Consider the following 18,957-nt stretch of genomic DNA (forward strand, 5'->3'; position numbering starts at 1 on the left):
CCCCGGTCCTCCCCGCTCACCCTTCTCCGGGCGCTCCCGCCTGATGCAGACGGGAGCATCCAGCCCGGCCCGATGACCCCAGACGAGGCCCCGGGCCGGATGGGTCCTGCCAGATCGGGCCAAGCCTCCCCGGTCAAACGGGGGCCCTTTGCGCCCAGCCGCTCAGGAAACTTTTTCCATGACAGGCGCCGTACTTGAGCCACATTCCCGCGGCGTTCTGATAAGAGACAAGCTTGAATCGCGGGATGCCAGTGGGGGCTGCCGGCGGTTTTCATGGGGTCAGAGGAAGGCGATCTTGCAGATGACGCGGCCTTCCCCGGACATTCGAGAGACATCGAGAGAGCTTTATCCGTCCAGCTGTTCGTAATTTCGGCCGGCCCCTCCGAGGGGCCTTCTGAGCGCGAGCGCCTGTGCGGCTTGCCTTTTTCCGGCGATCCCCTTCAAGAGGGCGGCCAGGGATGAGGTTCGAAGCGGGCTTCTTGGGTCGTTGATTGGGGGACTTGAGTGAACCACAGGACGACACGCGGCGCTTACGGGCGTGAGACCGGGATCATCGATCTCGGCCACGAGCCGCCGCTGTCCGTCGACGGTTCTGAAGCCGCCGTGATCGACCGCCGCCGCGTCTCGGTGCAATGGTTCAGCGGCACGATCTTGACCGGACTCTGCGGCGCAGCCCTGATCGGCGGCGCCGTTTTCGCATCTCTCGACGGCGAGATGACCTTCGCCAAGGTGCCGGAGCGGGTCGAGGGCGCGCTGCGCGGCGCCTTCGGTGCCGCCGATCGCGCCGCCACGCTGCACAAGAGCGACCGCCTGCCGCCGCCGAGCGAATCCACCGCCTCGCGCAACATCGTGCGCGTCTCCACGGTCGCCCGCGTCGGCAACCGCGACGTGATGCGGGTGCGCCCCTTCGTCCGCATCGCCGGCAACCTGTCGATGACGACGAGCGATCTGTCGGCGAAGATTCCGCCGTTCAACGCCCAGCGCCTGCTCACCGATGTCGGCTCCGATCCGAAGACGGCAGCGGAAGACCCGAACAATCCGGAAGCCGTCGAGCCCGACGCGGAGGTCTCCTTCGTCACCAAGGACCTGTCGCAGGTGCTGCCGAAGGCGAAGATTTCCGCCGTGGTGGCGCTCGACGACATCCTGATGCGGGTCCGCGACGCCGCCAATTGGCGCGGCAATGGCGGGGTGCGCTACGCCTCGCTCGCCAATGCCGCCGCCGACATCTCCGGCGCGGCCGGCCCCTCCGATATCAGGACCGCCTACGCCGCCGAGGCCTCGCCGTCCGATCCCTATGCCGGCTTCGAGACGCGCGTGGTGCCGGAAAACGTCACGCTGCTGCCCAAGACCAAGGAGCAGATCACCGGCGGCAATCCCAACGGTGAACGCGTCCATCTGGTCAAGAAGGGCGACACCGTCGCCGGCGTGCTGCGCGATCTCGGCGCCAACGCCGACGAGATCAAGGCGATCACCGCGACGCTCGGGCCGCGCGGCCGCGACGGCGGCCTCAAGGAGGGCGAGAAGCTCCGCATCCTGATGGCGCCCGCGAGTCCCGGCGCCCGCCTCCAGCCCTACCGCGTCGTCGTCGCCAACGAGACCATGGTCGAGGCGATCGCGGCGCTGTCCGATCTCGGCAAATACGTCGCGGTCGACGTCTCCAGCATGAACACCGCCGCCGACGCGGCGGCCAGCGCCAACAGCGACGACGATGACGACGATGACGGCTCCGGCGTGCGGCTGTACCAGAGCATCTACGAGACCGCGATGCGCAACAAGGTGCCGATGCCGGTCATCGAGGACATGATCAAGATCTACTCCTACGACGTCGATTTCCAGCGCAAGGTGCAGCCGGGCGATTCCTTCGACGTGTTCTATGCCGGCGAAGACGAGGGCGTGACCTCGAGCGAAAAGAACGACGTGCTGTTCGCCTCCCTCACCGTCGGCGGCGAGACCAAGAAATACTACCGCTACCAGAGCCCCGACGACGGCGTCGTCGACTATTACGACGAGACCGGCAAGAGCGCGAAGAAGTTCCTGGTCAGGAAGCCGATCAACAACGCCATCATGCGCTCCGGCTTCGGCGGTCGTCGCCATCCGATCCTCGGCTATGTGAAGATGCACACCGGCGTCGACTGGGCCACCGCCTACGGCACGCCGATCTTCGCCTCCGGCAACGGCGTGATCGAGAAGGCCGGCCCCGAGGGCGGCTACGGCAAGTACATCCGCATCAAGCATTCCAACGGCTACGAGACCGCCTACGGTCACATGTCGGCCTTCGCCAAGGGCATGGAGGCGGGCAAGAAGGTGCGTCAGGGCCAGGTGATCGGCTTCGTCGGTTCGACCGGCCAGTCGACCGGCCCGCATGTGCATTACGAGATCCTGGTCAACGGCCGCTTCGTCGACCCGATGCGCGTGAAGCTGCCGCGCGGCCGTTCGCTCGAGGGCCCGATGCTCGCAAGCTTCGAGAAGGAGCGCGACCGGCTCGAGGGCATGATGAGCGGCCGCGGCGGCGCCATCGCCCGCATGTCGGACGCCACCGGCGGCCCGCTGCAGGTCACCAACCGCTAGCCGCAGCCGGCCGACATCGGCTGACGTCTCCAAATACGCCCCGAATTCGACGTTGATCGAGCAAGGCCGCTTCGCGGCGTTACAACGTCAAGTTTCGTTTGCCAAAGCAGCGTGAGCGGCGAATACTTTCCAAAAAACGGGAGGTCTCGCCATGAACAACAGGCTCGCCTGCGCAGCCCTGGTCGCCGCGCTTTTCGCCACCACGAGCGCGTCGGCCGACAGCTGGGAGGTCACGAAGCTCGTTCCCGGCTCGACATTCCATGGCGTGCACGGGCTCGGCGTCGACAGGGCCGGCCATCTGTTCGCCGGCAGCGTCGCCGGCGCGGCGCTTTACGAGGTCGATATCTCCGGCGGTAGCGCCAAGGTTGCAATCCCTTCGCCTGTGGGCATGGCCGACGACATCGCGTTCGCCCCTGACGGCACCATGGCCTGGACCGGATTCTTGACCGGCGATCTCTATGCCCGCAAGGGCGACGGCCCGATCAAGAAGCTCGCGAGCGGCCTTCCCGGCATCAACTCGCTCGCTTTCCGCAAGGACGGCCGGCTCTACGCCACCACCGTCTTCCTCGGCGACACGCTCTACGAGATCGACGTCGAGGGCTTGAAGCCGCCGCGCCAGATCATGGAGAAGATGGGCGGCCTCAACGGCTTCGAGTTTGGTCCCGACGACAAGCTCTACGGCCCGCTCTGGTTCAAGGGCCAGGTCGCCAAGGTCGACGTCGACAAGGCCGAGCTGACCGTCGTCGCCGACGGCTTCAAGATCCCGGCCGCGGTGAACTTCGATTCCAAAGGCAATCTCTTTGTGATCGACACCGCACTCGGCCAGCTCGTCCAGGTCGATCCCAAATCGGGCAGCAAGACTATTGTCGCGCAATTGAAGCCGTCGCTGGACAACCTTGCCATCGACGACAAGGACCGCATCTACGTCTCCAACATGGCCGACAACGGCATTCAGGAGGTCGATCCCGCGACCGGCCAGGCCAGGCAGATCATCATCGGCAAGCTGGCGCTGCCCGGCGGCATCGGCGTCACCTCGGAGAACGGCAAGGATACGATCCACGTCGCCGACGTGTTCGCCTACCGCACGGTGGACGGCGCGACCGGCGAGGTCACCGAGAAGGCGCGCATGCACGCCGCGGGCACGACGCTCGAATATCCGATGAGCGCGACGGCGCAGGGCAACGATGTGGTGCTGTCGAGCTGGTTCACCGGCACCGTGCAGGTGATCGACGCCAAGACCGGCGCGACGCGCGACATGCTGCACGGCTTCAAGGCGCCGCACGACGCGATCGTGCTCGCGGACGGCAGCATCTTGGTCGCCGAGCTCGGCACCAAGTCGCTGGTCAAGGTGAGCGGCGAGCACGGCAAGGACCGTGCGACGCTGATCGGCGACCTCGAGGGCCCGGTCGGGCTGGTTCGCGGCAAGACCGACGAGGTCTACGTCACCGAGGCCTTTGCTGGCACCGTGTCCCGGATCGACAGCAAGGGCGAGAAGACGGTGCTCGCCAAGGAGCTGAAAATGCCGGAAGGCATCGCGCGCGGCAGCGACGGCAAGCTGATCGTGGCGGAAGTCGGCGCCAAGCGGCTGATCGAAATCGCGCCGGACAGCGGCAAGATCACCGAGATCGCGGCCAATCTCCCGATCGGCCTGCCGGGCGCGCCGGGCGGATTGCCGAGCAATATTCCGACGGGGGTTGCAGTCGGGGCGACGGGCGTCATCTATTTCAGCTCGGATGTCGAGAATGCCATTTACAAGGCCGCCAAGAAGTAGGCTTGGGTTGCAGGCGTTGGCCGGGAACCGGTGGGCCGGTTTCCGGTTGGACGCTGACGAAGCGGACAACAGGAGGGCTGCCCCATGACGCACCTCTCACGCGACGATGTCGCCAAGGCGGTAGACGGCGCAGACGATGTCACCATCGCCCAGATTATCGGAACCGGCGCAACCGCGGAGGAGCTCGCAGAAGCCATGGCCTGGCTCGCCAATGACGAGCCGATGATCAACGATTTGCGGCCGCTGGCGCAGGGGCGGGTGCGTGAGCTCGTAGATATTCTGTCTGATCTCGCTGAAGACGACGAGGAGCAAGGCCCTGCCGCTCCCGGCTCCGCATCAGCACTCGGTTAACTGGCGGGCCGTCGTCGGACAAGTCAAACGCCCCGGAGAGGTTGACCTCTCCGGGGCGTCCGGTCGCTTTCGAACGCCCGCGCTCAGTTCAGCTTGCGCTTCGCCACTGGCGCCTCGAACGGGGTGATCTCGGCGGTCTGCGGCGCCTTGCCGTTGAAGGTCAGCACGTTGCCTTCGGACGAGATCGCAACGCTGTCGCCGTCCTTGACGTCGCCCGCGAGGATCATCTCGGCGAGCGGGTCCTGGAGGTGGCGCTGGATCACGCGCTTCAGCGGACGTGCGCCGTAGGCGGGATCCCAGCCCTTGGCGGCGAGCCAGTCGCGGCCGGCCGCATCGAGCGTCAGCACGATCTTGCGATCGGTCAGCAGCTTCTGCAGCCGCGCGAACTGGATCTCGACGATCCGGCCCATCTCGCTGCGCTGCAGGCGGTGGAACAGGATGATCTCGTCGACGCGGTTGAGGAATTCGGGGCGGAAATGTCCGCGCACCATTCCCATCACCTGCTCGCGCACGGCCGAGGTGTCCTCGCCCTCGGGCTGGTTCACCAAATACTCCGACCCGAGGTTCGAGGTCATGATGATCAGCGTATTGCGGAAGTCGACGGTGCGGCCCTGGCCGTCGGTCAGGCGGCCGTCGTCTAGCACCTGCAGCAGGACGTTGAAGACGTCAGGATGCGCCTTCTCGATCTCGTCGAACAGCACGACCTGGTAAGGCCGGCGCCGCACCGCCTCGGTGAGCGCGCCGCCCTCGTCATAGCCGACATAGCCCGGAGGCGCGCCGATCAGCCGCGAGACCGAGTGCTTCTCCATGTACTCGGACATGTCGAGGCGGACCATCGCGGTCTCGTCGTTGAACAGGTACTCGGCCAAGGCTTTGGTCAGCTCGGTCTTGCCGACGCCGGTCGGCCCCAGGAACATGAACGAGCCAGTGGGGCGGTTCGGGTCCTGCAGGCCGGCGCGCGAGCGGCGCACGGCGGTTGCGACCGCGCGCACGGCCTCGGCCTGGCCGACGACGCGTTGCCCCAATTGCTCCTCCATCTTCAGGAGCTTCTCCTTCTCGCCTTCCAGCATCTTGTCGACGGGCACGCCGGTCCAGCGCGAGACCACCTGCGCGATGTGGTTGGCGGTGACCGCCTCCTCCACCATCTCGCCGGAGTTCTGCCTTGTGTCGTCCTTGGCCTCGATCTCGGCAAGCTGCTTCTCGAGCTGCGGGATCCGGCCATAGGCGAGCTCGCCGGCCTTCTGGAATTCGCCGCGCCGCTGCGCGTTGGCGAGTTCGACCCGCAAGCCGTCGAGCTCGGCCTTCAGCTTCTGGGCGTCGGAGAGCTTGTTCTTCTCAGCGCTCCAGCGCGCCGTCAGCGCGGCCGACTTCTCCTCGAGCTCGGCCAGGTCCTTCTCCAGCGTCTGGAGCCTGGACTTGGAGCCGGGATCGGTTTCCTTCTTCAGCGCTTCCTGCTCGATCTTGAGCCGGATGATCTCGCGGTCGAGCGAATCCAGCTCTTCCGGCTTGGAATCGACCTGCATCTTCAGCCGGGCCGCGGCCTCGTCCATCAGGTCGATCGCCTTGTCGGGCAGGAAGCGATCGGTGATGTAGCGGTTGGACAGGGTCGTCGCCGCCACCAGCGCGGAATCGGTGATCCGCACGCCATGGTGCTGCTCGTACTTGTCCTTCAAGCCGCGCAGGATCGAGATCGTGTCCTCGACCGAGGGCTCGCTGACGAAGATCGGCTGGAAGCGCCGCGCCAGCGCGGCATCCTTCTCGACGTGCTTCTGGTATTCGTCGAGCGTGGTCGCGCCGATGCAGTGCAGCTCGCCGCGCGCGAGCGCCGGCTTGAGCAGGTTGGAGGCGTCCATCGCGCCGTCGCCCTTGCCGGCGCCGATCAGCGTGTGCATCTCGTCGATGAACAGGATGAAAGTGCCCTCGCTCCCGGTCACCTCCTGGAGCACGGCTTTCAGCCGCTCCTCGAACTCACCGCGATACTTCGCGCCGGCAATCAGCGCGCCGAGATCGAGCGACAGCAGCTTCTTGTCCTTCAGGCTCTCCGGCACGTCGCCGTTGACGATGCGCAGCGCAAGGCCTTCGGCGATGGCGGTCTTGCCGACGCCGGGCTCACCGATCAGAACGGGATTGTTCTTGGTCCGACGCGACAGCACCTGGATGGTCCGCCGGATCTCCTCGTCGCGGCCGATGACCGGATCGAGCTTGCCGTCGCGCGCCGCTTGGGTCAGGTCGCGGGCATATTTCTTCAGCGCATCATAAGCGTTCTCGGCGGTCGCGGAGTCCGCGGTGCGGCCCTTGCGCAGCGCCTCGATCGCCGCGTTGAGGTTTTGCGGGGTGACGCCGCCCTTGTTCAGGATCGTGCCGGCCTCGCTGGTCTTCTCCAGCGTGAGCCCGAGCAGCAGCCGCTCGACGGTGACGAAGCTGTCACCGGCCTTCTCGCCAGCCTTCTCGGCGGCGTCGAAGGTGCGGGCGAGCTCGGGCGCCAGATAGATCTGGCCGGCGCCGCCGCCGGAGACCTTCGGCACCTTGTTCAGGGCGTCCTCGGTCGCCTTCAGAATTGCACGGGAATTGCCGCCGGCGCGGTCGATCAGGCCGGAAGCCAACCCCTCATTGTCGTCCAGCAGAACCTTCAGCATGTGCAGGGTCGAAAACTGCTGGTGCCCCTCGCGCATCGCGAGCGACTGCGCGGACTGGATGAAGCCTCTGGAGCGTTCGGTATATTTCTCGATATTCATCTTTTCTGTCCCTCGGCCTGCCCTTGGGGCCCTCTCAGGCACCCCAATACGGCATCTTCATTGGGTTTCGGCTGACCGCATTGAGGATTCTCAAGCGGAAACGTCGGTCTTTTGCCAGCTTGCCGCCGGCCTGAGGCAGATGTGGGAAGCGGTCCGGCGGAACGAAAGAGGCGAGTTCACAATTTCGTGCGCTTCTCGGCTGCTTGGCGCGGACCGGTCGAATCCCCTAAGTAGCGGCATGACAGCCAGCCAGACCGCCGAGATCACCGGCCTCTACCGCTACCCGATCAAGGGCCTGACGCCGGAGCCCCTGCGCCGCGCCCCCTTGCGGGTGGGCCAGACCCTGCCCGCCGACCGCCGCTACGCCATCGAGAACGGCCCGAGCGGCTTCGATCCTGATGCGCCCGAATGGAAGCCGAAAATCCAGTTTCTGATGCTGGCACGCAATGAGCGGTTGGCCGAGCTCGACAGCCATTTCGACGACGCCAGCAATGTCCTGACCATCCGCAGGGACGGTCAGGTCGTCGCCAGCGGGGACCTCGAGACCACGGCCGGGCGGGCGGCCATCGAGCGCTACTTCGCGGAGAACTTTCAGCCGGAACTCAAGGGCCCGCCGAAGCTGCTGTCCGGCCGCGACCACAGCTTCTCCGACGTCGCCCGCAAGGTGGTCTCCATCATTAATCTCGGCAGTGTCCGCGCCATCGAGACCATGCTGGGCGGCACCGCCGTGCATCCGCTGCGCTTCCGCGCCAATCTCTACGTCAAAGGCTGGCCGGCCTGGTCGGAGCTCGATCTCGTCGGCCAGACGCTTGCGATCGGACAGGCGCGGCTGAAGGTGGTCAAGCGCATCGTCCGTTGCCCCGCCACCAATGTGGACCCGGTGACGGCCAAACGCGATCTCGAGATCCCGCCGACGCTCTCGCGCCACCTCGGCCACATGGACTGCGGCATCTATGCCGAGGTGATCGAAGGTGGCGAGATCGGCGTGGGCGATGCGGTCGCGGTGGGACAGCCGAAGCTGCTGTGAGCTTGCGCCGCTGCCGTAGGGTGGGCAAAGCGAAGCGTGCCCACGCAATTCTGCGACCGAAAGATATGGTGGGCACGGCGCAAGTGCGCCTTTGCCCACTCTACGAGACCGTCGCTGTCGTCACCTCAATTCGGCATCACATACGCATAGATCTTCCCGCGCGAGACCGGCGCCTCGCGGACGCGGTTGCCGTTGTTGCCGGAGATCATGATCGGATTGCCCTGCGCGTCGATGCCGGTGACGATGCCGACATGGCCGCCGCGACGACCGCGCGACATCACCGCGATGGCGCCGACCTGCGGACCGGAGACGCGCGTGCCGTAGCGCGCAAACGAGCTCGCCATGTCCGATCCGGTGCCCTGATGACCGGTGTGCTGCAGCACCATGTTCATGAAGCGCGCGCACCACAGGCTGCCGCGCCCGGTCGGATTGCCGCCGATGTAGCGGCGCGCCTCGGAGACGAGGCCCGAGCCGCCACCGAAGCCGCCGCTCGCGGCCATGGTGTTGGTGGCCATGCCGCCGCGATTGGCGTTCGGATCGTAGCTCGCCTGAGTGCCGGCGAATCCGCTCGCCTGCAACTGCGCAGCGCTGCGCTCGAAGCGCGAGCTGCGTGCGTGGTGGCGATGATGATGATGTCTGGCGTGGTGCACGTAAGCGTGCCGCTCTGCGCTATGACGATGATGCGGCCGCGCTGAGGCCGGAGAAACGAACGCGGCAAAAGCCGCGGAGAAGATCGCCAGCGCAACAACACAACGCGACCGGCGAGACGCAAACAACTCAACCATTCTTCATCCTTCGTTGACACCCCACTTCCCGCCGGCCCGTGCAAGAGCCGACATCCGTCCGGCCGTTAAGCCGCCGGATGTGGCGAGAAAAAGACGCGGAAAGTCTGCGAATAGCTGCGATGATTTTGCGCCGACACTGGTCCGATGCCGCCGCATTGCGGACAACAGCATTAACTGCAATCCTGCGAAAGCGGCTTGAACAGAGGGAAACGGTTAATGCCCCACGCCACGAGCAGGGACGACGTCCGCATCTATTTCGAAGAGGCGGGTCAGGGAACGCCGATCATTTTTCTGCACGAGTTCGCGGCCGACTACACCAATTGGGAGCCGCAGATGCGTTACTTCTCGCGCGGCCACCGCTGCATCACCTATTCGGCGCGCGGCTACACGCCGTCGGACGTGCCCGAGGGCGAGGTCTACAGCTACACGCATTTCTACAGCGACGCGCTCGCGGTGCTCGATCATCTCGGAATCGAGCGCGCGCATCTCGTCGGCCTGTCGATGGGCGCCTATTCGTCGCTCCAAATCGGATTGAACGCACCGCAGCGCGCGCTGTCGATGACGCTGGCCGGCGTCGGCTCGGGTTCGGAGATCGAGAATCTGGAGGCCTGGCGCCAGCAGTGCCGCGCCAATGCCGAGCAGTTCGAGACGCTGGGCTCCGCCGAAGTCGCAAAGGTCACTCGCGAGGCGCCGAGCCGGATTCCCTTCCTGGTGAAGGATCCGCGCGGCCACGCCGATTTCTACGCCGCGCTGGCGCGTCACGACGCCAAGGGTTCGGCGCGCACGATGCGCGGCTTCCAGGGCGGCCGTCCGTCGATCTACACGATGACGGATGCGATCAGGAAGGCGACGACGCCGGCGCTGATCATCTGCGGCGACGAGGACGATCCGTGCGTGGGCGCAAGCCTGTTCCTGAAAAAGCACCTTCCCGCGGCGGGGCTGGCGATGTTTCCGAAATCCGGCCACGTGCTCAATCTCGAAGAGCCGGCGCTGTTCAATGAGAGCGTCGAGCGGTTCGTCACGCTGGTGGAAGCGGGGCGCTGGTCGGCGCGGGATCCGCGCTCGCTGGCCCCACACTAGCTGTCATTCCGGGATGCGCCGAAGGCGCAGGCCCGGAATCCATCGGGCCGCAAACGCTGTGGCACGATGGATTCCGGGCTCGATGCTTCGCATCGCCCCGGAATGACGCCTGCGGCGTCACTTCCCCCCGCCCCGGCTCAGCAGAAACACCGCCTGCTCGCCGAACATGTTCCACACCCACCAGGGCAGGTTCAGCGGCACCGGGCGGCCGTAGAGATCGAGCGCCACCGAGCGCTCCATCTTGACGTTGATCTCGTCGCAGAGCTGAACGAAGTCCTTGATGGTGCAGAAATGGATGTTGGCGGTGTCATACCAGGTCGCCGGCAGGTTCTCGGTGCGCGGCATGTGGCCGCCGATCAGGAGCTGCAGCCGCATCTTCCAGAAGCCGAAATTCGGGAACGAGACGATGGCTCTTCGGCCGATGCGCAGCAGATTTTCCAGCACCACCCGCGGCTGCCGCGTCGCCTGCAGCGTCTGCGAAAGGATCACGTAGTCGAAGGCATCGTCGGGATAGTTGACGAGGTCGGTGTCGGCGTCGCCCTGCACAACCGCGAGCCCCTTGGCGACGCAGCGGTTGACGCCCTCGCGTGACAGCTCGATGCCGCGGCCGTCGATGCCGCGGGTCTCCAGGAGCTGAAGCAGGTCGCCCTCGCCGCAGCCGACGTCGAGCACTTTCGAGCCCGGCTTGACCATCTCGGCGACCAGGAGGTGATCGGCGCGAAACTGGCCGGACTGCCCCGCCGCAAGGCCGCCGAGCGGCAGCACTTCCTGTACAGACATCGCTAGCCGTCCTTGTTGCCGGTGAGCCCGCGCGCCTTGCCTGCCGATTGCAGGAAGGCGCGCGAGATGTCGAAGAATTCGGGCACGTCGAGCAGGAAGGCGTCGTGACCGCGATCGGTCTCGATCTCCGCGAACGACACGCGCGCGCTCGAGGCGTTCAGCGCATGCACCAGCGCGCGCGATTCCGAGGTCGGAAACAGCCAGTCGCTGGTGAAGGAGACGACGCAGAAGCGGGTCGCAATTCCCGCGAACGCCTTTGCGAGCACGCCGCCATGGTCCGCGGCGATGTCGAAATAGTCCATCGCGCGCGTCAGATAGAGATAGGAATTGGCATCGAAACGCTCGACGAAGGAGGAGCCCTGGTAGCGCAGATAGGACTCGACCTGGAAGTCGGCGTCGAACGAGAAGGTCGGCAGCTCGCGGTCCTGCATGCGCCGGCCGAACTTGCGATGCAGCGCCGCGTCGGAGAGATAGGTGATGTGCGCCGCCATGCGCGCCACCGCGAGCCCGCGATGCGGATGGATGCCGCGATCGGCATAGCTGCCGCCGTGCCAATCGGGATCGGCCATCACGGCCTGACGGCCGAGCTCGTGGAAGGCGATGTTCTGCGCCGAGTGCCGCGTCGCGCAGGCGATCGCCAGCGCGGAGAACACGCGCCCAGGATAGGCCGCGGTCCATTGCAGCACCTGCATGCCGCCCATCGAGCCGCCGACCACCGCAAACAGCGTGTCGATGCCGAGCCGGTCGATCAGCATGGTCTGCGCGCGCACCATGTCCGGAATCGTGATGACGGGAAATTCGAGCCCCCAGACCTTGCCGGTGGCGGGATTGATCGACGCCGGGCCGGTCGAGCCCATGCAGCCGCCGATCACGTTGGAGCAGATGATGAAGTAGTGCTTGGGATCGATCGGACGGCCGGGACCGACCAGGGTTTCCCACCAACCGGGCTTGCCGGTGACGGGATGGACATTGGCGACATGCTGATCGCCGGTCAGGGCATGGCAGATCAGGACCGCGTTGGAGCGATCGGCGTTGAGCTCGCCATAGGTCTGGTAGGCGATCTGGAACGGGCTGAGATCGACACCGCAATCGAGCCGCAGCGGCTGCTCGGTGCCGAAATGCGCAACCTGCGAGCTCGGATGATCCACCTCGTGCGACCGCTCGTCGGCGCTGATCGCAGGACTCGGTATCGACTTGACGCCACCCATCTGACCATCGACCTCGTTTGCGATCAAACGCTTGATCGCCACTTGCATCAGGCCATGAAAAACCCGGCCTGAACGATAGGTTCGGCCGGGATCGGAAGCGTCCCCGGCCTGTTTAGCGAGTTTTTTAACGTGGCTGCAAGCCGGCCGGCTCAAATGACCACGGAACGGGCAAAAGCTACCGTCTTGGGCGGTTTTCGTCAAGTCGCGGCCCGGATCGGCTCAATCCGCCTCTGCCGCGTCGCCTGGACAGGACGTCATTTCTCTTTGCTTTCGCCGCCCCGACTGCCTAATCAGAGCATCCCCATTCGGAACGATCGACAGCCAGATATGTCCCAACGTCCGCCCGCGCCGCCATCGCTGCAGGAACTGCGCAAGGAGATCGACGCGATCGACGAGAGCATGCATCGCCTGTTGATGCAGCGCGGCGACATCATCGACCGCCTGATCCAGGTGAAGCAGACCCAGGAAGTCGGCTCGGCGTTCCGCCCGGCGCGCGAGGCCGCCATGATGCGCGACCTCGTGCGGCGCCATCGCGGCATCCTGCCGCTCGACACGGTCGAGAGCATCTGGCGCGTCATCATCTCGACCTTCACCTATGTGCAGGCGCCGTTCTCGGTGCATGCCGACATCTCGGCGAGCGAGCCGGCGATGCGCGATTCCGTGCGCTTCCATTTCGGCTTCACGGTGCCTTACGTCGCGCATTTCAGCGCGCAGGCCGCGGTCGAGGCGGTGGCGAGATCCAAGGGCGATCTGGCGCTGGTCTCGGCGACGTCGAGCCGCACGCCGTGGTGGCTGGAGCTGGAAGCCGACGGCGCGCCGAAGATCATCGCGCGGATGCCCTTCGTCGAGCGCGCCGACCATCCGGCTGCACTGCCGGTGTTCGCGGTCTCGCGCGTCGCCGACAGCGCCCTGGACACGGAGGTCGAGACCTTCAGCGTCCGCGTGTCGGGGTGGAACGCGGAAGTCGCGCGCGCCCTGTCGCCGCTCGCCGAGATCGTCGCGGTGCCCGACACCGCCTTCGACGGCGCGGCGCTGCTGGTCTCGGTCACGAGCGCGACCAGCATCGATAAAATCAGGGCTGCCCTGATCGAGGCGGGGGCCTCGGTGCGCTCTGTGGCCCTCGTCGGCAGCCACGCAACGCGCTATACGGTGCCCCCGACCGGGGCGAAATCGTAAACCACGCGCCACGCCCTGCCATTTTCGGAGTTCAAGATGTCCCGCCCCGTGCCGAATCCCGGCATTCTCGATATTGCGCCCTACACGCCCGGCAAGAGCCCGGTCGCCGAACCGGGCCGCAAGGTGTTCAAGCTCTCGGCCAACGAGACGCCGTTCGGGCCTTCGCCCAAGGCGATCGAGGCGTTCAAGCGCGTGGCGGACCACCTGGAAGACTACCCGGAAGGCACCTCGCGCGTGCTGCGCGAGGCGATCGGCCGCTCCTTCGGGCTCGACCCCAACCGCATCATCTGCGGCGCCGGCTCGGACGAGATCCTCAATCTGCTCGCCCACACCTATCTCAGCCACGGCGACGAGGCGATCTCCACCACGCACGGTTTCCTGGTCTACCCGATCGCGACCATGGCGGTCGGCGCCAAGAACGTCATCGCGCAGGAGAAGGATCTCTTCTGCGACGTCGATGCCATCCTCAAGGCGGTGACGCCGAAGACCAAGCTGGTCTGGCTCGCCAACCCCAACAATCCGACCGGGACCTATGTGCCGTTCGACGAGGTCAAGCGGCTGCGCGCCGGCCTGCCCTCGCACGTGCTGCTGGTGCTGGATGCCGCCTATTGCGACTACGTTTCTCGTAATGACTATGAAATGGGGATCGAGCTCGTCGCCACCACCGAGAACACGGTGGTGACCCACACCTTCTCCAAGATCCACGGCCTCGCCGCGCTGCGCATCGGCTGGATGTTCGGGCCCGAGCACATCATCGACGCCGTCAACCGCATCCGCGGTCCCTTCAACGTGTCGACGCCGGCGATGTATGCCGCGGTCGCCGCGATCGAGGACACTGCGCATCAGGCGATGTCGAAGCAATTCACCGAGACCTGGCGCAACTGGCTGACCGAGGAAATCGGCAAGCTCGGGCTGAAGGTGACGCCGAGCGTCGCCAATTTCGTGCTGATCCACTTTCCGACCGACAAGGGCAAGACCGCCGACGACGCCGACGCCTTCCTCACCAGGCGCGGGCTCGTGCTGCGCGGCTTGAAGAATTACGGCCTGCCGCATTCGCTGCGCATGACCATCGGCACCGAGGAGGCCAACCGCCTCGTGGTCGACGGCTTGCGCGACTTCATGGCCGGCAAATGAGCGAGCAGGCGCACTTCCAGCGCGTCGCGCTGATCGGCTTCGGCCTGATCGGCGGCTCGATCGCGCGCGCTGCGAAGCTCCAGGGCCTGGCTGGCGAGATCGTCACCACCGCGCGCTCGGAGCAGACCCGCGCGCGCGTCGCCGAGCTCGGCATCGTCGACAAGGTCGTGGCGACCAATGCGGAAGCGGTGAAGGATGCCGATCTCGTCATCCTCTGCATTCCCGTCGGCGCCTGCGGGCCGGTGGCGCAGGAGATTGCCGCGCATCTGAAGCCCGGCGCCGTTGTCTCCGACGTCGGTTCGGTGAAGGGCGCGATCGTCAGGGACATGGCGCCGCATCTGCCGAAGACCGTTCATTTCGTGCCGGCGCACCCGGTGGCGGGCACCGAGCATTCGGGCCCGGATTCAGGCTTCGCCGAGCTCTTCATCAACCGCTGGTGCATCCTGACCCCGCCCGAAGGCGTCGATGCCGCGGCCACCGATCGCCTGCGGGCGTTCTGGGCGGCGATGGGCGCCAAGGTCGAGGTGATGACGCCGGATCACCACGATCTCGTGCTCGCGATCACCAGCCATCTGCCGCATCTGATCGCCTACACCATCGTGGGCACTGCCGACGAGCTGGCGCAGGTGACGGAGTCAGAGGTCATCAAGTTCTCCGCCGGCGGCTTCCGCGATTTCACCCGCATCGCGGCCTCCGATCCGACGATGTGGCGCGACGTCTTCCTCGCCAACAAGGAGGCCGTGCTGGAGATGCTCGGCACCTTCACCGAGGATCTCGCCAAGCTCACGCGCGCGATCCGTCGCGGCGACGGCGAGGCGCTGTTCGACCACTTCACCCGCACCCGCGCCATCCGCCGCGGCATCGTCGAGATCGGCCAGGACTCGGCCGCGCCCGATTTCGGCCGGCCGCATGCGGCGCTGAAGAAACCGTAGGCATCGGTCATTCCGGGGCGCCCAAAGGGCGAGCCCGGAATCCATCGGGCCACAGCGCACGCCGCGAAATGGATTCCGGGTTCGATGCTGCGCATCGCCCCGGAATGACGAGACTGCAAATTATCAATACAGCGGCGGAATCTGGCCGACCTTGACCGGGCCGAGCAGCACCGCGCCGTCGACGAACTTCAGCGGAAAGCTGCGTGCCTTCTTGCCTTCGAGCGTGCTCTCGGTACCGATCGAGTTGATGCCGGCGGCGACACCGGCATTGGCGTTCTGCTTGATGACCTTGCCGAGACCGGGAACGGCGCGATCGAGCGCGCCGAACAAATTGGTGAGGTCCTGCGATTTCACGCCGGGTGCGACGCGGTCGAGCGTTGCCTGCGGCACGCCCTCCTCCAGCATCTTCTCGATGCCGAGCGCGGGAATCACGCGCTCGAGGCCTGCCACGGTCATCTGCAATTCACCGTCAAGCCGGCCGTTGGCCGAGAGGCCGAGCGTGCCGGCCGCAACCGCGATCATCTCACCCTGCTGGATCCGCGACTGCACGATCTCGATGTGACCGCCGGCAGCCTGAATCTCGCGGAAGCGCTGCGGCCACGGCTTTGGCGTGAGGTCGGAGAGACCGGTGACCTTGGCGCGCGTGTCCGCCTCGAACGGCTCGGCGAGCAGGGGATGAACGCCCTGAATGCTGCCCTGCGCGACATGGAGCACGGTTTCGATCACGGGATGGTCGGCGGGCGAGCCGTCGGCAAGGCGGCCGTGCAGTTCGACCTGCTTGGCGCGCGCAAGCGGCACCTGCACGCTGCCGTCGAGGCGGTTGAGCGAGGGATCGTCGAACACGATGGAGGCGCGGTCCGGCACCGAGGGCAGGCCGACGACGCTGCTGCGGCCCTTGCTCCAGTTCACCACGAAGGTGTTTTGCGTGACGCCGTCGGTGAGCGTCGCGGGTGCGGAAAATTCGGCGATCACGAGCTTGGGATCGTAGACCTGGGCGACGACCAGGATGTTGTCGAGCTTGGCCGTGAACGGCGTCTTGCTCGCGTTCTGCGAGACCAGGGACACGCTGGCGCCGGAGCACTGGATCTCGAAGCGGAACGGGAAGCCGGCGATCGAGCGCTTGGCGCAATCATAGATGCGGCCGGACTTGGCCTCCTGCGCCCGCCAGGCGTCTGCGGCCGTTTCGGCCTGCGAGGCCGCATAGAACCAGAAGCAGCTCCACGCGACGGCGAGGATCAGGACAAGAATGGGTGCGACGAAGAGGCCCCAACGGGAGCGACGGCCTGCGGCAACGGTCATATTGGACATGCGGCGACCCTTTGATCCCAGATTCAGGCAAATGTAAGCGTGGTCCGTCTGCGACGAAAGGCGGAGAATTCGCTTCGCTTCGGGGCATGGTTCTGGTAGCCGTGCCCGAAATGTCGGAAATCACCCTCCCCTCCGTCACCATCGCCAAGGGCGACCTCTGGGTGTTCGGCTACGGTTCACTGATGTGGCGGCCGGGCTTCGACTTCGAGGAGCGCGTCCCGGCGCGGCTGGTCGGCGAGCATCGCGCGCTCTGCGTCTATTCCTTCGTGCATCGCGGGACGCCGGAGAAGCCGGGCCTGGTGCTTGGGCTCGACCGCGGCGGCGCCTGCCGCGGCATCGCCTTCCGCGTCGCTGAAAAGAACCGCACCGAGGTCGTCGCTTACTTGCGCGCGCGCGAGCAGGTCACCTCGGTTTATCGCGAGGTGATGCGCTCGGTATGGCTTCAGAACGACGCGCGCCAGCGCGTCTCCGCGCTCACCTATGTCGTTGACCGCGGCCATGCGCAATATGCCGGCCGGCTGTCGCTCGCCGAGCAGCACCACCATGTCATCCAGGGCCATGGCCAGTCGGGCGCCAACCGCGACTATGTCACCGCAACGGTGAAGGCGATCGAGGCCGAAGGCTTTCGCGACACGCAGCTGCATCAGCTTGCATTGATGCTGCATGGCGATGCGCATTCGCTGCACGCGCCTGCGGCGGTGGAAGACCGCGAGAACCGCTAGCTCTCCGCCGGCCTGTAGCTCGGCGCCGAGCCGATCAATTGCTCCTGCTCTTTCCGGCCTGCTTCGACGAGACGGCCGGTCGCGTCCTCGATGGCCGTCTGCACGCGGGAGAGAAACTCGTCCTTCGGCAGGCCGGGCGGCAACGGATCGAGGAACTCCACAACGAGCGTGCCGGGATAGCGCATGAAGGTGCGGCGGGGCCAGAACAGGCCGGAGTTGAGCGCGACCGGCAGGCACGGCACACCACAGGACGAATAGATCTGCGCAAAGCCGGTCTTGTAATCCGGCGGCGCGCCAGGCGCGCGGCGCGTGCCTTCCGGAAAGATGACGAGTTGCCGGCCGCTGCGCACCGCCTCGCGCGCCCGCCGGGTCATGTCCAGGAGCGCCTTCACGCCGGCATTGCGATCGATCGCGATCATACCGGTCTTGACCAGGAACTGACCGAACACCGGGATCTGCATCAGCTGGCGCTTGAGGATGAAGATCGGGCGGTGGAAGAAGCCCGGCAGCACGAAGGTCTCCCAGAACGACTGGTGCTTCGCCACGATCACCAACGGCCCCTGCGGAATCTTCTCCGTACCCCGGAATTCCACCTTGATGTTGCAGACCACGCGCATCAGGACCAGCGTCGCCTTCGCCCACCATTCGGCGACCGTCAACATGGCGCGTGGCGGCAATGCGAAGGTCGGCAGCGCCACGATCGCGAGGCACACCAGCACGGCGTAGAACAGCACGTTGAACACGAGCGAGCGCAGGAAAATCAGGAACATCGACGGTCCATCAATTTGCCGATCAATTGGCTTGTCAATTGGCCTGGGCGGTGGCGGGCCGCTTTGGCTGTTGCCCTGCAGGCTGCTCCGACATCTCGGGCGAAAGGTCAATCCCGACATCCTCCAGCCGCACCCTGAGCTCGGCCGCGATGTACTTGACATATTCCAACAGCAGCAGCCGCAAGGTGGGCGCCGAGATCCACCACGGCTCCTCGCGCCATTTGTCGCCAACCACCGCGAACGGGATCAGCGCCGTCTGCGGCATCGCATGCGAGAATTCCACCAGGGCGCGCGGCATGTGGTAGTTCGAAGTGACCACGATCAGCGACTTGAAGCGGCGCCCCTCGGCCCAGCGCCGTGCCTCCGCCGCGTTGCCGCGGGTCGAGAGCGCGGTGCGGTCGAGATCGACGCAACAGGTCATGAAGGACTGGTTCTCCGGCAGCGTCCTGGAGATGTCGCTCGCCGTCGAGGTTGGGTGCACGCCGGAGATCAATAGCCGCCTGCCGTAGCCGGCAGCGAGCAGCTCCATCGCATCCGACACCCGCGAGGAGCCGCCGGTCAGCACCACGATGCCGTCAGCCTTGCGGCTCGGTGCGATCTCGGCGCCGCG

General features: G+C 66.0%; 16 protein-coding genes and 1 riboswitch. Of the genes, 9 read left to right on the forward strand and 7 right to left on the reverse strand.

Translation table 11 applies throughout. From position 1 onward, the window contains the following. Nucleotides 1–504 precede the first annotated feature (504 nt). The 3 genes from E4K64_RS37710 to E4K64_RS37720 all read left to right on the forward strand — a co-directional run bounded on the left by E4K64_RS37710 (nt 505) and on the right by E4K64_RS37720 (nt 4,690). A complete protein-coding gene (locus tag E4K64_RS37710; protein WP_135167527.1) occupies nt 505–2,568 on the forward strand; it encodes a M23 family metallopeptidase in 2,064 nt (687 codons plus the stop codon). Between the two features lie 151 nt (nt 2,569–2,719). Then, entirely contained in the window at nt 2,720–4,339 is a 1,620-nt protein-coding gene (locus E4K64_RS37715) for an SMP-30/gluconolactonase/LRE family protein (protein ID WP_135167528.1), read from the forward strand. A gap of 84 nt (nt 4,340–4,423) precedes the next feature. Beyond that, nucleotides 4,424–4,690: a hypothetical protein gene (locus E4K64_RS37720; protein WP_135167529.1), complete on the forward strand. Its 267-nt coding sequence runs from the start codon at nt 4,424–4,426 to the stop codon at nt 4,688–4,690. 83 nt (nt 4,691–4,773) lie between these two features. Here E4K64_RS37720 and clpB read toward each other — a convergent pair whose 3' ends face one another. Continuing rightward, nucleotides 4,774–7,425 (reverse strand): ATP-dependent chaperone ClpB, encoded by a 2,652-nt coding sequence (gene clpB / locus E4K64_RS37725; RefSeq protein WP_135167530.1) that lies wholly within the window; start codon nt 7,423–7,425, stop codon nt 4,774–4,776. Nucleotides 7,426–7,663: 238 nt separating this feature from the next. Between clpB and E4K64_RS37730 the strand changes: the two genes are divergently transcribed. Beyond that, a complete protein-coding gene (locus E4K64_RS37730) occupies nt 7,664–8,452 on the forward strand; it encodes an MOSC domain-containing protein (protein ID WP_135167531.1) in 789 nt (262 codons plus the stop codon). Nucleotides 8,453–8,577: 125 nt separating this feature from the next. On the opposite strand, the gene E4K64_RS37735 is transcribed toward E4K64_RS37730, so the two are convergent. Then, nucleotides 8,578–9,237, reverse strand: a complete 660-nt coding sequence (locus E4K64_RS37735; protein WP_135167532.1) for a TIGR02594 family protein — start codon at nt 9,235–9,237, stop codon at nt 8,578–8,580. Nucleotides 9,238–9,453: 216 nt separating this feature from the next. Between E4K64_RS37735 and E4K64_RS37740 the strand changes: the two genes are divergently transcribed. Then, a complete protein-coding gene (locus E4K64_RS37740) occupies nt 9,454–10,317 on the forward strand; it encodes an alpha/beta fold hydrolase (RefSeq protein ID WP_135167533.1) in 864 nt (287 codons plus the stop codon). Between the two features lie 117 nt (nt 10,318–10,434). On the opposite strand, the gene metW is transcribed toward E4K64_RS37740, so the two are convergent. Further along, a complete protein-coding gene (gene metW / locus E4K64_RS37745) occupies nt 10,435–11,097 on the reverse strand; it encodes a methionine biosynthesis protein MetW (RefSeq protein ID WP_128920440.1) in 663 nt (220 codons plus the stop codon). Between the two features lie 2 nt (nt 11,098–11,099). Beyond that, nucleotides 11,100–12,305, reverse strand: a complete 1,206-nt coding sequence (gene metX / locus E4K64_RS37750) for a homoserine O-acetyltransferase MetX (RefSeq protein WP_135167539.1) — start codon at nt 12,303–12,305, stop codon at nt 11,100–11,102. A 91-nt stretch (nt 12,306–12,396) separates the two neighbouring features. Then, nucleotides 12,397–12,476, reverse strand: a riboswitch (SAM riboswitch). Between the two features lie 156 nt (nt 12,477–12,632). On the opposite strand from metX, the gene E4K64_RS37755 reads away from it, so the two are divergent. From E4K64_RS37755 to E4K64_RS37765, 3 genes are read left to right on the forward strand one after another with little or no spacing between them, the layout of a single operon-like run. Then, on the forward strand, nt 12,633–13,481 hold the full coding sequence (locus tag E4K64_RS37755) for a chorismate mutase (RefSeq protein ID WP_135167534.1): 849 nt from the start codon (nt 12,633–12,635) through the stop codon (nt 13,479–13,481). Between the two features lie 36 nt (nt 13,482–13,517). Beyond that, the gene (hisC, locus tag E4K64_RS37760) at nt 13,518–14,615 is read left to right on the forward strand and encodes a histidinol-phosphate transaminase (protein ID WP_135167535.1); all 1,098 of its coding nucleotides are present in this window, start codon (nt 13,518–13,520) and stop codon (nt 14,613–14,615) included. Further along, the gene (locus tag E4K64_RS37765) at nt 14,612–15,547 is read left to right on the forward strand and encodes a prephenate/arogenate dehydrogenase family protein (RefSeq protein WP_126259384.1); all 936 of its coding nucleotides are present in this window, start codon (nt 14,612–14,614) and stop codon (nt 15,545–15,547) included. The genes hisC and E4K64_RS37765 overlap by 4 nt, the downstream gene beginning before the upstream one ends. 123 nt (nt 15,548–15,670) lie before the next feature. On the opposite strand, the gene E4K64_RS37770 is transcribed toward E4K64_RS37765, so the two are convergent. Further along, complete coding sequence (locus E4K64_RS37770) at nt 15,671–16,855, reverse strand: DUF2125 domain-containing protein (protein ID WP_135167536.1); 1,185 nt, start codon at nt 16,853–16,855, stop codon at nt 15,671–15,673. A gap of 110 nt (nt 16,856–16,965) precedes the next feature. Here E4K64_RS37770 and E4K64_RS37775 point away from each other — a divergent pair, with 110 nt between their 5' ends. Beyond that, a complete protein-coding gene (locus tag E4K64_RS37775) occupies nt 16,966–17,577 on the forward strand; it encodes a gamma-glutamylcyclotransferase (RefSeq protein ID WP_167772437.1) in 612 nt (203 codons plus the stop codon). Here the strand turns inward: E4K64_RS37775 and E4K64_RS37780 are convergent. Together E4K64_RS37780 and E4K64_RS37785 are read right to left on the reverse strand one after the other, a co-directional pair. Then, nucleotides 17,574–18,347 carry a lysophospholipid acyltransferase family protein gene (locus E4K64_RS37780; protein ID WP_135167537.1) on the reverse strand — a complete coding sequence of 258 codons (774 nt, stop codon included), beginning with the start codon at nt 18,345–18,347 and terminating at the stop codon, nt 17,574–17,576. The genes E4K64_RS37775 and E4K64_RS37780 overlap by 4 nt on opposite strands. A gap of 34 nt (nt 18,348–18,381) precedes the next feature. Next, the coding region (locus E4K64_RS37785) for a YdcF family protein (RefSeq protein ID WP_135167538.1) at nt 18,382–18,957 on the reverse strand (576 nt) is incomplete at its 5' end.

This window comes from Bradyrhizobium frederickii (genome assembly GCF_004570865.1).
GTDB lineage: Bacteria > Pseudomonadota > Alphaproteobacteria > Rhizobiales > Xanthobacteraceae > Bradyrhizobium > Bradyrhizobium frederickii.

Coding starts and splice junctions, on each gene's coding strand:
- E4K64_RS37720 (WP_135167529.1), top strand. CDS start 4,424: ATGACGCACCTCTCACGCGACGATGTCGCCAAGGCGGTAGACGGCGCA.
- E4K64_RS37780 (WP_135167537.1), bottom strand. CDS start 18,347: ATGTTCCTGATTTTCCTGCGCTCGCTCGTGTTCAACGTGCTGTTCTAC.
- E4K64_RS37775 (WP_167772437.1), top strand. CDS start 16,966: ATGTCGGAAATCACCCTCCCCTCCGTCACCATCGCCAAGGGCGACCTC.
- metX (WP_135167539.1), bottom strand. CDS start 12,305: ATGGGTGGCGTCAAGTCGATACCGAGTCCTGCGATCAGCGCCGACGAG.
- E4K64_RS37715 (WP_135167528.1), top strand. CDS start 2,720: ATGAACAACAGGCTCGCCTGCGCAGCCCTGGTCGCCGCGCTTTTCGCC.
- E4K64_RS37740 (WP_135167533.1), top strand. CDS start 9,454: ATGCCCCACGCCACGAGCAGGGACGACGTCCGCATCTATTTCGAAGAG.
- E4K64_RS37770 (WP_135167536.1), bottom strand. CDS start 16,855: ATGTCCAATATGACCGTTGCCGCAGGCCGTCGCTCCCGTTGGGGCCTC.
- E4K64_RS37735 (WP_135167532.1), bottom strand. CDS start 9,237: ATGGTTGAGTTGTTTGCGTCTCGCCGGTCGCGTTGTGTTGTTGCGCTG.
- E4K64_RS37755 (WP_135167534.1), top strand. CDS start 12,633: ATGTCCCAACGTCCGCCCGCGCCGCCATCGCTGCAGGAACTGCGCAAG.
- hisC (WP_135167535.1), top strand. CDS start 13,518: ATGTCCCGCCCCGTGCCGAATCCCGGCATTCTCGATATTGCGCCCTAC.
- E4K64_RS37765 (WP_126259384.1), top strand. CDS start 14,612: ATGAGCGAGCAGGCGCACTTCCAGCGCGTCGCGCTGATCGGCTTCGGC.
- E4K64_RS37730 (WP_135167531.1), top strand. CDS start 7,664: ATGACAGCCAGCCAGACCGCCGAGATCACCGGCCTCTACCGCTACCCG.
- metW (WP_128920440.1), bottom strand. CDS start 11,097: ATGTCTGTACAGGAAGTGCTGCCGCTCGGCGGCCTTGCGGCGGGGCAG.
- clpB (WP_135167530.1), bottom strand. CDS start 7,425: ATGAATATCGAGAAATATACCGAACGCTCCAGAGGCTTCATCCAGTCC.